This window comes from Actinoplanes sp. NBRC 101535, from assembly GCF_030269225.1.
Taxonomy (GTDB): Bacteria; Actinomycetota; Actinomycetes; order Mycobacteriales; family Micromonosporaceae; genus Actinoplanes; species Actinoplanes rectilineatus.
On record NZ_BSSY01000011.1, the window covers coordinates 59782 to 72583 of the forward strand.

At 72.5% G+C, this 12802-nt stretch carries 9 protein-coding genes; 5 read left to right on the plus strand and 4 right to left on the minus strand.

What is annotated here, in order from left to right; all coding sequences use genetic code 11:
• The first annotated feature begins 23 nt into the window (after positions 1-23).
• Positions 24-1337, plus strand: coding sequence for an SLC13 family permease (locus QSK32_RS28120; RefSeq protein ID WP_285473613.1), 1314 nt, complete (start codon positions 24-26; stop codon positions 1335-1337).
• On the opposite strand, the gene QSK32_RS28125 is transcribed toward QSK32_RS28120, so the two are convergent.
• Positions 1300-1872 carry a TetR/AcrR family transcriptional regulator gene (locus QSK32_RS28125; RefSeq protein WP_045746321.1) on the minus strand — a complete coding sequence of 191 codons (573 nt, stop codon included), beginning with the start codon at positions 1870-1872 and terminating at the stop codon, positions 1300-1302. The two genes, QSK32_RS28120 and QSK32_RS28125, sit on opposite strands and share 38 nt — an antisense overlap.
• Positions 1873-1960: 88 nt before the next feature.
• On the opposite strand from QSK32_RS28125, the gene QSK32_RS28130 reads away from it, so the two are divergent.
• The gene (locus QSK32_RS28130) at positions 1961-2896 is read left to right on the plus strand and encodes an LLM class F420-dependent oxidoreductase (RefSeq protein ID WP_285473614.1); all 936 of its coding nucleotides are present in this window, start codon (positions 1961-1963) and stop codon (positions 2894-2896) included.
• Between the two features lie 76 nt (positions 2897-2972).
• Here the strand turns inward: QSK32_RS28130 and QSK32_RS28135 are convergent, their stop codons facing one another.
• Genes QSK32_RS28135 through QSK32_RS28145 form a run of 3 tightly spaced genes read right to left on the minus strand, consistent with a single transcriptional unit; the run spans position 2973 to position 8402 of the window.
• Positions 2973-3617: a hypothetical protein gene (locus QSK32_RS28135; protein WP_045746319.1), complete on the minus strand. Its 645-nt coding sequence runs from the start codon at positions 3615-3617 to the stop codon at positions 2973-2975.
• 11 nt (positions 3618-3628) lie between these two features.
• A complete protein-coding gene (locus QSK32_RS28140; protein ID WP_285473615.1) occupies positions 3629-5773 on the minus strand; it encodes a glycoside hydrolase domain-containing protein in 2145 nt (714 codons plus the stop codon).
• A gap of 58 nt (positions 5774-5831) precedes the next feature.
• Positions 5832-8402: a tetratricopeptide repeat protein gene (locus QSK32_RS28145; protein ID WP_285473616.1), complete on the minus strand. Its 2571-nt coding sequence runs from the start codon at positions 8400-8402 to the stop codon at positions 5832-5834.
• A 167-nt stretch (positions 8403-8569) separates the two neighbouring features.
• Between QSK32_RS28145 and QSK32_RS28150 the strand changes: the two genes are divergently transcribed.
• The 3 genes from QSK32_RS28150 (at position 8570) to QSK32_RS28160 (ending at position 12795) form a co-directional block, all read left to right on the plus strand.
• On the plus strand, positions 8570-11386 hold the full coding sequence (locus QSK32_RS28150; RefSeq protein ID WP_083449473.1) for a LuxR C-terminal-related transcriptional regulator: 2817 nt from the start codon (positions 8570-8572) through the stop codon (positions 11384-11386).
• Positions 11387-11461: 75 nt separating this feature from the next.
• Positions 11462-12052, plus strand: a complete 591-nt coding sequence (locus tag QSK32_RS28155; protein WP_045746316.1) for a Pvc16 family protein — start codon at positions 11462-11464, stop codon at positions 12050-12052.
• Positions 12049-12795 carry a hypothetical protein gene (locus QSK32_RS28160; RefSeq protein ID WP_211275538.1) on the plus strand — a complete coding sequence of 249 codons (747 nt, stop codon included), beginning with the start codon at positions 12049-12051 and terminating at the stop codon, positions 12793-12795. The genes QSK32_RS28155 and QSK32_RS28160 overlap by 4 nt, the downstream gene beginning before the upstream one ends.
• Positions 12796-12802: the final 7 nt, after the last annotated feature.

Here is a 12802-nt window from a genome sequence, read left to right on the forward strand (position 1 = left end):
AAGACCCCATTCCGGAGGCTTCGATGTCGGTAGAAATCGTCTCGATCGTCGTCCTCGCCGTCATCTTCCTGATCGCCACGGTGCGCCCGGTCAACCTGGGTGCGCTGGCCATCGTCGCCGCGTTCGTCCTCGGCGTCACCGCCCTGCCGGGGGCGGATCCGGACGAGAGGACCGACGCCGTCCTGGACGGCTTCCCCGGCGAACTGTTCGTCATCCTCGTCGGAGTCACGTACCTGTTCGCCATCGCGACCGCCAACGGCACCGTCGACTGGCTGGTCCAGGCCGCGATCCGCGCGGTCCGCGGCCGGGTCGGCCTGATTCCGTGGATCATGTTCCTGGTCACCGCGGCCCTGACCGCCATGGGTGCGGTCGTGCCGGCCTCGGTGGCGATCATCGCCCCGATCGGGATGGGCTTCGCCGTCCGCTACCGGATCAACCCGCTGATGATGGGCCTGCTGATCATCAACGGGGCCAGTGCCGGTGGATTCTCGCCGATCAGCATCTTCGGCGGCATCACCAACGGCGTGGTGGAGAAGGCCGGCCTGCCCGGTGACCCGATGCTGCTGTTCGCCGCCTCGTTCGTGGTCAACCTGGCGATCAGCGTGGTGGCCTACTTCGTCTGGGGCGGCCGCGAACTGCTGGGACGCCGAGATGACGGTGCTGCGGAACGTACCCCCGAAGAGGAGGAGGGCGCCGAGCCGGAGGAGACGGGCGCCGAGCCGGAGGAGGCGGCCGGCCTGGACCGTAACCGGATCCTGACCCTGGTCGGCCTGGTGGCGCTGGCGGTGACCGCGCTCTTCTTCGACCTCAACGTGGGACTCGTGGCGATCACCGTGGCGGTGGTCCTGGCCCTGCTGGCGCCGGAGGCGGCCAAGGGTGCGGTCGGTCATGTGGCGTGGCCGACCGTGCTCCTGGTGTGCGGCATCGTGCTCTACGTCGGGGTGATGCAGACCCTCGGCACGATCGACTGGCTCGGCGAGGAGGTGGCCACCGTCGGCGCGCCCCTGGTCGCGGCGCTGGTCATCTGTTTCATCGGGGCGTCGGTGTCGGCGTTCGCGTCGACCACCGGGATCCTGGGCGCGCTGATCCCGCTGGCGGTGCCCTTCCTGACCGGGACGAACGCGGTCGGGGCGGTCGGGCTGATCACCGCGCTGGCGCTGTCGTCGTCGATCGTCGACTCGAGTCCGTTCTCGACCAGCGGCGCGCTGACCGTCGCGAACACCCCGGAGGACCGCCGCGAGTACGTCTACCGGGGCCTGATGCGCTGGGGGTTCGGCATGGTGGTGATCATCCCGATCGTCACCTGGCTGATCCTCGTGGTTCCCGGCCGGCTGTGATCAGAGCGGCGGCGGCCGTCGTGGCGCGGTCGGCGAGGCTGTCGACCGTGCCGTCGCCGTGAACGTAGAAGCCCTCGGCGAGCAGCGACGTGTAACCGTGCGCGACGGCCAGGACCGACTCCATCAGGGCGACCGCCTGCTGACGGGTCTCGACGCCGGTGTCCAGGGCGAGCTCCATCAGGGTCGCCATCAGGGCGCGGGTGTGCTCCCGGCGCTCCTCGTCGGGAAGGTCGCGCAGTTCGGCGGCGTAGATGACCGGGATGCCGGCACCGGTCCGGACCACGTAGCGGACGTACGTTCCGGCCGCGTCGGCGAGGTCGCCGGTGATCGCCGCGTTCAGCTCCCGGGCGGCGACGGCCGAGACCGCGCCGAGCAGGTGCGCCCGGTCGGGAAAATGGCGGTAGGGGGCGGCTGAGCTGACGCCCAGGCGCCGGGCCGCCGCGGCGACCGAGAAGCGTTGCAGGCCGCTCTCGGCCAGAAGCTCGAAACTGGCTGCGATCAACGCCGAACGTAGATCACCATGGTGGTAGCCCATTTCCGGCTCCTTGCTTGCCGATCGGTAAGAGGGCTCTTACATTAGCAAGTGATAGCCCACTTACATTGCGGCGCTTAACGGAGGCACAGTGAGCATCCGGCTCGGGTACCAGATTCCGAACTACACCTACCCCGGCGTCCCGGTCGAGCAGACCTTCGACACGGTCGCCGCGCAGGCCCGCGAGGCCGAGGCGTCCGGCTTCGACACGGTCCTGGTGATGGACCACTTCTACCAGCTGCCCGGGATCGGGGCGCCGGAGAACGCCATGCTGGAGTCGTACACGACCCTCGGCGCCCTGGCCTCGCTGACCTCGACGATCCAGCTGTCGACGCTGGTCACCGGCAACACGTACCGCAACCCGGCGCTGCTGGCCAAGACGGTCACCACGCTCGACGTGGTCTCGCACGGCCGGGCCGTCCTCGGCATCGGCGCCGGCTGGTTCGAACGCGAACACCACGACCTGGGCTTCGAGTTCGGCACGTTCGGCCAGCGCTTCGAACGCCTCGAGGAGGCGCTCACCATCATCACCCCGATGCTCAAGGGTGAGGCGTCGGCCTTCGAGGGCAAGTGGTACACCACCCGCGGAGCCATGAACAACCCGCGGGTACGCCCCACCATCCCGATCATGCTGGGCGGCAGCGGCGAGCAGAAGACGTTCCGGCTGGCGGCCCGCTTCGCCGACCACATGAACATCATCTGCGACCTGGACGACCTGGCCCGCAAGGTGGGCGTGCTGCGCCAGCGCTGCGAGGAGATCGGCCGCGACCCGTCGACCCTGGCCACCAGTTTCCTGATCATGGGCATGGTGGGCGAGGACGAGAAGGAGGCCAGGGAACTCGCCGGGACCATCCCCGAGGATCGGCGCAACCGGGCCTTCGCCGGCACCCCCGAGCAGGTCGCCGAGATGGTCCAGGAACGGGTGCTGGGCGCCGGCATCGACGGCATCACCATCAACCTGGTCCGTAACGGTCACCGCCCCGGCATGGTGAGTGCGGTCGGCACGGCCCTGAAGAAGCTCGTCTGATCCCGATGTGACGCGGATGCCCACCGCTGACGAGGCGGCGGGCATCCGGCGTTCCACCGACCGTCCGGCTCGACCGTCAGCGCGGCCGGGGAAGGGCGCGGGCCCGGGAGCGGCGCGCGGGAGTGGCCGGATCGGCGACCGTACCGGCGGTCTGGGCGCGGGTCTCGATCTGGCCGTTGCCCGTGGCCAGACGTTCGGCGATGGCCCGGAGGGTCTTCTCACCCGGGGGTACGCCGATGGCGAAGTGCGAGGCCTTGGCCGGTAACAGATCGCCGCCCCAGACGACCGTTCCCGCGCAGTCCAGCAGGATGTCGCGGACGATCGCCTCGTGGTGCGGCCAGAGGGTCTCGCTGCCGGCCAGCGGGTACGCGGTCGGATGCAGGGCCAGCGCGGTGCCGGAGAGGTGGTTCGACTCGAAATCGGCACCGGCCGTGACGGTGGTGAGGTGGCCGATCACGCCGCCGCCCTCCCCGGAGTCGAGCGGGGCGATCTCGTAGTGCCAGCGGCGGGCGACGTGCAGCAGGACCGCGGCGACGTCCCCGGTGCGGATCGCTACCGAGGCCGCCGAACCGGCGATCCGGTGCGTGCTGACGGCACGCGGATCGATGCGCCAGCCGTTGGCTGACTTCGTCGGAGCCGCCGCGGCGGCGGGTGAGACCGCGCCGAGGGTGGCGAGGCCGGCACCGGCGGCGGTGCCGAGCAGGATGCGTCGGGTGACCATGATGTTTCCCCCTACTCCGCGACCAGGCGGGAGACGCCGGGATCGCCGTTGTCGCGCCACACGTCGTGGTCCAGTCCCCAGCCGGCCTGGAAGTCGTACTCGCGGATCTGGTTGAACGACCAGTTCTCCGGCAGCGGGAAACCGAGGTTGCCGGAGTAGCCCCAGGACATCCCGGAGACCAGGGACCACTTCGCCCCGACCTCGCGAGTGATCCGGATGCACACGTTGCGGGACCCGTAGACGCCGAACGTGTACCGGCCGCCGCGGTCCGCGAACGCCTGCCGGACACCCTCGAAGTACGGCTTGATGCCGCTGTCGATGTCGACGTCCAGGGCGTCGTAGTCGACCGCGTAGTAGACGCAGGTCCCGGCCGGGATGCGGTGCTCGACGGCCTTGTCGTGGCCCTTCAGGCCCTGGGCGTACCCCTTGTCGTAGGTGAAGTTCGCCAGGACCGTGCCGTTGTACTGGAAGATCGGGAAGAAGCGCATCCCGGCCGCCAGGATGGTCGCCGGTTCGCCGGTTTTGAGGGCCTTCCCCAGGTAGTACGGGTCGTCGGCGGGCAGGTGCTCGTCGAGGTACCGGCCGACGATCCGGTAGCCCTTGGCCAGCAGCGCCTGCGCCCGTGCTGTGGTGATCTCGGTGATGCCGTCACAGCCGCTCGCCGGGCGCTCGGTGTCACCGGACGAGACCAGCAGCTGCGCCCAGGTGGCGTAATCGTTGCGCATCGTGGTGGGCAGCTGCGAGAACTTCTGGAAGGCGAGCAGCCAGTCGAGGTGGCTCTGGGTCTCCGCGTCGAACCGCAGATCCTCCGGGTCGTACGCCTTGAAGGGGTCCGGCACCGGCGAGTTGAACAGGCACGCCGCGCGGAACAGGTAGCGCAGGTCACCGGTGAGCGCCTGGGAACCCTTGCCCTTGAGCGCGGTCTGGGTGGCCGGGCCGAAGTAGCCGTTGATGCCGGCCGGCGAGAGGCCGAGTTCGTACTGGACGGCCATCATGAAGCCGGACTGCACGTCCCGGGAGTAGATGCCGTCGCAGGGGACCAGGCTCATCGCCGGGATGCCGACCTGGGCGACGTAGCGCGCGTTGAGCCGTTGCTGGATGCCGCGGATGGCGCTGCTGCCGCCCGGCACCTGCTTGAACTGGTCCATCCGCATCAGCGACCGGGCGACGTGCGGCCACATCGCCCGGTTCGATATCGACAGGCCGGCGTCGGTGTAGAGCTTCAGCAGGGCGTCGTCCGACTCGGCGTTCCACAGGCCGATGTCGCGGGAGGTCCAGTACCCCTTGGCCCACAGCGCCGCGTTGACCAGTCCCTGGATCCGGGGGTTGGTCTCCTCCCGGGGCAGCTTGTTGCGGTTCGCGACGGCGGCGAACGTGCCGGGCCCGAAGTTCTGCACGGTGGGGGAGATGCCGAGTTCGTGCTGCAGGCCCTGAGTCAGCGACAGCACGGTCGGCCATCCGGTGTATCCGGACTCCACCACCTCGATGTAGCCCGGAGCGACACCCTTGTAGGTCCTGTTGACCCATTTCTGGGCCTCGTAGACGTACCGGTCGCCGGGACCGCGCCAGGAGGAGTTCGGATCGATCGTCGAACCCGGGCGGGCGTACATGCTCAGGGCGCCGGGGCACTCGGTGGCGTACTCGTGCGAATGCGGAAGGATCATGCTGCCCGCCGGGGCGGGCGCTGCGTTGCGCAGGTGATCGATCAGGTCGCGGTAGGACCGCAGCATGGCGACGGTCGGGTCGTCCGACGAGCGCAGCAGACCACAGATCGAGTAGAAGCCCTCGTTCCGGCCGATCTCGCCGACCTTGCCGGCGTGGTTGGCCTCCCCGCGGATGTAGCCGCGCCCTTCGTAGACGTTGCCGTGCGGGCAGATCAGGAAGTTGTAGGCGATGTCGAGATCGAACTTCTCCTCGTCCTGCCAGTGGTCCTCGTAGACCGAGGCGATGTCGGCGAGGCAGTCCTCCTCCGTGTCGTATCCACCCTTGACGATCGGCAGGTCGCCGCCGCGGTGATGGATGAACACCCCGCCGAGGGACGGGTTCCAGCTGCGGTTGGTGTTCCAGCTGGGCGGGGCAGCGGCATGACCCGGTGACCGTTCCCGTCCTGCGGCGTAGGGCGCCCAGGTGCTTCTGGGCAGGATGGTCACGGCCATGCTTCGGTTCCCCCGTTTTCCGTCGGTACGGAAAGGCTCTTCCGCCGGTACGGAAAGGCTAGGGAGAACCGTCGATGGATGGCGGGATCCCGAATGAATCCGAACGCGGGTCCCCAGCGTCCAGGGCGTCGAGCAGGGCGCGGACCTCGGTGGCCTCAGGGAGGCCGGCGTACAGGGCCAGGGCGTGGCGCAGGTGCCGGGCGGCGGCGAGCTGGTCGCCGAGGTGCTGGTGGGCGCGGCCCAGACCGGTGTGGGCGCGGGCCTGCTGTTCCCGGATGCCGATCTCGCCGGCGATCTCCTCGGCCTCGGTGTGGTGGTCGAGCGCGGTCGCGTGCCGGCCGGCGGCCTGGGCGGCCTCGCCCAGGCCGTTGAGGGCCCAGACGGTCAGCTGCCGTTCGCCGCTCTCCCGGAACATGTCCAGGGCCTGCCGGTGGTAGGCGGTGGCCCGGCCGGGGTGGCCGCGTCGGGTCTCCACCGTGCCGAGACCGTCCAGGGCGTCGGCCTCGCCGAGGCGGTTGCCGATGTCGCGGAACACGGCGATGGCCTGCTCGAAATAGGCGACGGCCCGGTCGTGCCGGCCGGCCTTGACGTCGACGTGACCGAGACTGACCAGGGCGGCACCCTCGCCGACCCGGAGGCCGACCCGGGCGAACAGGGCCATCGCCTCGTGGTAGCTCTCCCGGGCCGGTTCGTGGCGGCCCAGCAGCCGGTGCAGGTCGCCCAGGTAACCGAGGGCGCGGGCCTGGCCCCTCAGGTCGTCGGCCCGGCGGGCCAGCTCCAGGGCGTGGCGGTGGTGGGGTTCGCCGGCGGTGAAGTCACCGGACCGTTCCATGATCGAACCCAGCAGGTTCAGCGAGCGGCACTCGCCGCCGGTGTCGCCGGCCTGCCGGAACAGTTCGCACGCCTGGCGCAGGTGGGCGGCCGCGTCGGCGTAGCGGCCGAGACGCTGGGCGGCCTCGGCGAGGTCGGCCAGCGCATGCCCCTGGCCGGCGAGGTCACCCTGGTTGCGGGCGGCGCGGTACGCGTGCTCGTGCAGCGTCACCGCGTCGCCGTTGTGGGCGCCGTTGAGGAACTGGTAGAGGGCCCGGGACATCCGCAGGGTGTGCTCCGGCCAGCCGTGGTCGGCGGTGTACGCGGCCACCGCGAGCAGGTTGGCCCGTTCCGCGTCCAGCCAGTTCAGCGCGGACTTGGGGTCGTCCATGGCGGGCACCTCGCCGGCGTGCGGAACCGGGCCGGCATCGGTCGGGAACAGTAGCTCCGCGGCGGTCATCAGGGCGGCGAGGTAGTGGTCGAACAGGCGGGTCAGGGCGGCCCGGCGGTCGGCGGGGCGGTCCTCGTCACGGGACCTTGCGGCGGCGTACGCGCGGAGCAGGTCGTGGAACGTGAACCGGTCGACGGAATCCTCCAGCACCAGATGATCGGTGCTCAGCCGGCGCAGGGCGGTGCGGGTCGCGGCCACGTCCAGGCCGGCCAGCGCGGCGGCGGTATGCGCCCCCAGCTCCTGGCCCGGGTGCAGCGACAGTAGCCGCAGGAGCCGCTGCAGATCCGGGGCGAGGTCCCGGTACGACAGGTCGAGGGCGAGCGCGACGCCGCTGTCCAGGTGACCGGTGCGATGGTGCTCGTCGAGGCGGTCGGCGTGGTCGGTGAGAGTCCAGGCGGGACGCGTACGCAGATGGCCGGAGACCAGGCCCAGCGCTAGCGGGAGGCGACCGCAGCGCTCGGCGATCCGCCCGGCCGCGTCCGGATCGTCACCGGGGGCGGCGTCCGGTGCGGAGCGGGTCAGGAAGTCCCGGGCCTCGGCCGGGGTGAACGCGCCGACGGTGACCCGGCCGCCGGGCAGACCGGTGAGCCGCCGCCGGCTGGTGATCAGAACCGTGCAGCCCGGCCGGTCGGGCAGCAGCGGGCGGACCTGGCCGGTGTCGGCCGCGTTGTCCAGGACGATCAGCGCGCGTACGCCGTCGAGGAGCCGGCGGAAGGCGGCGGTGCGGTCGTGCAGCGCGGCCGGGATCCGCGGTCCAGGCATGCCGAGTACGCGCAGGAAGCCGTCCAGCACCGCGGCCGGGTCGGCGGGCGGCTGGGCCGGATCGGGGTGGAAGCCGCGCAGGTTGACGACGAGCACCCGGTCGAAGCGACGTTCGTGGTGCAGCAGGTGGGCGGCGTGCAGGGCCAGCTGAGTCTTGCCGACGCCGGCCATCCCCTCGACGGCCGCCGTGCCGCCGTCCAGCACCTCGCGCAGCCGGTCCAGTTCGGCGTCGCGGCCGGTGAACTCGGCCAGGTCCGGGGGCAGCGAGTCTTGGACGCGGACCAGCCCGGCGGCCCGGGCCCGCCCGTCGGCGGCCTGCAGCGCGAGCCGCCACCGCTCCGCGTAGCCGGGGTCGGGGTTCAGTGCCTGGACCACCGACATCACCAGATCGGTGTTGAGGCGGCGCCGGCCGGGGCGGAAGACGTCCACCACGGTGGTCTTGCCGGCCAGTTCGCCGGCCGGGCGGCCGGCTCCGGTCCAGGCGGCGTTGACCCGTTCGGTGATCGTCACGTAGGAGGGGTTGCCCGCCCACATCTTCAACAGCCGCAGCCGTTCGACCAGCTCGTCGAGGCTGCCGGCCGTCTCCGGGTCGGGCAGGCTGCGCATCGGCTCAGCCTAGATCATGGGCGCGCGCATCTATTCACATTGTTAACTGTGGCTCCCCGGTCGCCACCTAGGGAAGTCCCCAGGGGGTCACCCGTTCGTATCGGGTTCGCGACGGTAGACAAGTCTGGCATTGAGGATAGGCAATAGATTGCCCTACTGTCGCTGACATGCGATCGGGGGGATCCGCATTGTACGGCCGGGAGGCCGAATGCGCGCGGATTCAAAGGATCATTGCGCTCCTGGGTGCAAGATCGAGTGCGAGTCTTCTCATGACCGGTGGTCCCGGCATAGGGAAGACCGCCCTGCTGCGCTACGCCCGGCACGAGGCCACCGGGGTGCGGGTCCTCTCCGCCCGGGGCGTCCGCGCCGAGGCCTCGATGCCCTTCTCCGGCCTGCACGAGCTGCTCCAACCCACCCTCGACCTGCTCCCCGGGATCCCGGCCCGGCAGGCCGGGGCGCTCGCGGCCGGCCTCGCGCTCTCCCCGGCCGCCGGCGTCGACCCGCTCGCCGTCGGCGCCGGCACGCTGAGCCTGCTGACCGCGGCCGGCGCCGGGCAACCGGTCCTGGTCATCGTCGACGACCTGGACCTGCTCGACCCCACCTCGCGGGAGGCGATGCTGTTCGCCGCCCGCCGGGCCGGCGACGGCGTCGGCATGCTGCTGAGCAGCGCGACCACCCCGGACGACGGATCCCTGCCGGCCCACCCGCTGACCCCGCTCGACCCGGCCGCCGGCCTGGAACTGCTGCGCGCCGCCGGGAGCCGCCGGATCGCCCCGGCGGTCGCCGCCCGGCTGGTCGCGGCCACCGGCGGCACCCCACTGGCGCTGCTGGAGGCCGGCGAGGTGCTCACCGCCGACCAGCTCGCCGGACTGGAACCGCTGCCCGACCCGCTGCCGGCCGGCCCGCAGGTGATCCGGGCCTTCGCGCCCCGGCTGGCCGGCCTGACCGCCGACCGGCGGCTGGCACTGCTGGTCGCCGCGGCGGCCGGGCAGTGCGGCCTGTCGCAGGTGCTGGCCGCGCTGCGGATCCTCGGCGTGCCCCCGGAGGCGCTCACCGACGCGGCGAGCGAGGAGTTCGTGGCCGCGGCCGGCGACGGGGTGACGTTCCGGCATCCACTGGTGCGTGCGGTGGCGTACCAGACCGCCCCGGTCGCCCAGCGCCGCGCGGTGCACCGGGCCCTGGCCGAGGTGGCCCCGGCCGCACTGCGGCCCTGGCACCTGAGCGCGGCCAGCCTGGCCCCGGACGAGGCGGCCGGTGACGAACTGGAGCTGAGCGCCGCCGGCCGGGACCCGCTCGGCGCCGGCGAGGCGGCCCGCCTGATGGAACGCGCCGCCGACCTGAGCGGCACCGGCGGCACCCAGGCCCGGCGCTGCGTGGCCGCCGCCGAGCTGTGGCAGCTGGCCGGGGCCTCCGGCCGCTCCCTCGGACTTCTCGACCGGGCCGACCGGCTCACCGGCGACCTGCACGTCCGGGCCCAGGCCCAGGTGGTGCTCGGGCAGGCCGAGTGCCGGCGCGGACGACCGGCGCAGGCCCGCCGCCTGCTGGCCCGGGAAGCCGCCCGGGTGTACGCGACCGACCCGGCCGGCGCGGCGGCACTGCTGCTCGCCGCGGCCGAGGCAGGCTGCCTGGCGGACGACCCGCGGGCCGCCCTGGCCGCGGTGCACCGGGCCCGGGTGCTGGCCCTGCGGACCCCGGCGCCGCTGCCCGCCGTACTGATCGCGGGACACGCGTCGGTGCTGGCCCGGTGCGGTGACCTGACCGCGGCACGGGCGCTGCTGGACGGCTGCCGGGACGAGATGGAACCGCTGCTGCTCGACGACCGGCTGCCCACCGGCTGGCGGTGCACGGTGCGGGTGGCGTACCCCGCGCTGCTCGCCCGGTTGGGGCAGTTCGACACCGCGGGACGCCTGCTCGAGGAGGCCATCGCCCAGTCCCGCCGCCGGGGCGCGACCGCCCTGCTGCCGGCGCTACTGGTGGAACGCGCCCAGGTCAGCGTGCGCACCGGCGACTGGGAGAACGCCCGTGGCGCCGCGGGTCAGGCGGCCGAGTTCGCGGAGCGAACCGAACAGAACGCGGACCTGGCCGGTGCCCTGATCTGCCTGGCCCGGCTGGCGGCGGCGGGCGGGCGGCGGCCGGAGTGCACCGGCCTGCTGGAACGTGCCCGCGAGCTGATCCGGCCGGGGCGGTGTGCGGGCCTGGAACCGGCGATGGCCGCGGTAGAGGGGTTGCTGGAGTTGGGCGCGGGTGATTACGAGACCGCCTACCTGCGGCTGGAGGGGCTGGCGGCGAAGGTCGAGGCGGGTCTCCCGGCCGATCATGGTGGGGCGCCGTGGGCGGCCGACTTCGCCGAGGCCGCGGTACGCCTGGGGCGCCCGGACCGGGCGGCGCGGCTGTTGCTGGAGGTGGGGCGGCACGCCTCGGGATCCTCCGTGCTGCCGCCGGTGCTGGCCCGAGGGTCCGCCCTGCTCGCCGGGGACCGGGCCGAGCCGATCTTCCGGAGTGCGTTGCGGGGGACGCCCGACGAGCCGTTCGAGCGGGCACGGACGGCGCTCTGCTTCGCCGAATGGCTGCGTGACCAGGGGCGATTCGCCGAGGCCCAGGGACATGCCGAGGTGGCGGCGGAGGTCTTCGCGGGGCTGGGGGCCGAACCCTGGACGCGGCGGGCGCGGGCTCTGTTCCCTGGTCCGGCCGCGCTCCCCGGCTCGCCCCCGCTCCCGGCCCTGCCTTCGGTCCCGCCGTCGGCCGCCGCGGTGCCGAGTCCTACTGCGGTGCTCACCGAGCAGGAGCGGAGGGTGGCCGAGCAGGTCGCACGGGGCGCCACCAACCGGGAGGTGGCCGCGGCGCTCTTCATCAGCCCGAAGACCATCGAGTTCCACCTGCGCGGGGTGTACCGCAAGCTCGGCCTGCGGTCCCGAGTGGAACTGGCCCGGCTGATGGGCCGGGCCGAGGCGGGTCCCCAGGGTGCCACGGACGGGCGGGACTAGGGGTTTCATCGGCGCGGCCGGGACCGCCGCGAGCCTACGGTCGTCTGCGTTCGGCAGCCGTCCGGGGAGGTTTCGGTGGGGGACTACAGCGTCATCGGCGACGTCTCGGAGATCATCGAGAGCGCGCTCAACCGTGCTCTCGTCGACCTCCAGCCCGCCGGCGCGGTGGCCGAGCTCAACGACCTCTCCGAGACGATCCCGCCGGACCGGCCCCGGCTGACCGTCTTCCTCTACGAGATCGCCGAGGACCCGTCGTCGCGCAACCGGCCACCGGTCCGCTCCGACCCGTCACAGGGCGCGCCGACCGTCCGCAAACCGCCGATGGCCCTGATCCTGCGCTACCTGATCACCGCGTGGGGCGGTGACCCGGTCACCCAGCACCGGATGCTCGGCAAGGCGCTGGAGACGTTCTACGACAACGCGATCCTCAGCGGCTCCCAGCTGTCCGGCAGCCTGGCCGCGACCACCGACGCGCTGCACTTCATGCTCACCCCGCTCACCCTCGATCAGAAGGCCTGGGTGTGGTATGCGATTCAGAAGCCGTACCGGTTGTCGCTGAACTACGAGGTCCGGGTGGTCAACCTGGACTCGGCGACGACCACCCCGGTCGTCCCGGTCACCAGCCGCACGATCGTGCCGGCCGGCTTCGAGCGGGTGCCCCGGTGACCGCCCCGGTGTGGCGGCCGCTTCCCGGCGAGCAGCGCCTGCTGGTCAGCCCGGCGTGGTTCGTGCTCGTCGACGACCACCGGGGCCGGGCCTACGACAGCGGGCCGCTGGTCGTCCGGCTGGACCGGTGGGACGGCCGGGACTGGACACCGGACCCGGCCCGGGCGGTGCGGACCCCGTCGGGGGTGGTCGCCTATCCGGGGCTGGGCCGGCGCCGGGAGCCGGCGAACGCCGAGCCGGTGCTGCACCGGGTGCGGCTGGAGGCGCCCGGCTACCGGGTGCTGTACACCCCGGACGACCATCTGGACCGGTTCGCCGCCGACGTGATCGGGCGGGAGTTCCTGGCGTACCCGTTCGACGATGTCACCCCGCCGGAGGTGACCGCCGAGCCCGAGGTGGTCCGGTTGCTGCCCGGGGTCGCCTACCCCTACACGCCCGGCACCCGGGTGATCGCCGGCCTGGTCCGCCGGGCCGGCTCCGGCGAACCGCTCGCCGGCGTCCTGGTCACCGCCGAGGGGAGGACCGACCCGGAGGGCCTGCCCTGGCGGGAACGGACGCTGACCGGCGAGTCCGGTGCCTTTCGGCTCGCGCTGCGCTGGGCCGGCGAGTCGGCCACCACCACGCCCGCGGCCGAGCTGTTCCAGCTCACCGCCGCCGAACGTCCGGGACGGACCGGGCGGCTCACCGTGCGCCTGCCCGACGAACGGGACCGCGTGCACGTCATCGAGATCAGTGGAGAGTAGGAGCCAG

Coding starts and splice junctions, on each gene's coding strand:
- QSK32_RS28145 (WP_285473616.1), bottom strand. CDS start 8,402: ATGCGCAGCCTGCCCGACCCGGAGACGGCCGGCAGCCTCGACGAGCTG.
- QSK32_RS28140 (WP_285473615.1), bottom strand. CDS start 5,773: ATGGCCGTGACCATCCTGCCCAGAAGCACCTGGGCGCCCTACGCCGCA.
- QSK32_RS28120 (WP_285473613.1), top strand. CDS start 24: ATGTCGGTAGAAATCGTCTCGATCGTCGTCCTCGCCGTCATCTTCCTG.
- QSK32_RS28125 (WP_045746321.1), bottom strand. CDS start 1,872: ATGGGCTACCACCATGGTGATCTACGTTCGGCGTTGATCGCAGCCAGT.
- QSK32_RS28150 (WP_083449473.1), top strand. CDS start 8,570: ATGCGATCGGGGGGATCCGCATTGTACGGCCGGGAGGCCGAATGCGCG.
- QSK32_RS28135 (WP_045746319.1), bottom strand. CDS start 3,617: ATGGTCACCCGACGCATCCTGCTCGGCACCGCCGCCGGTGCCGGCCTC.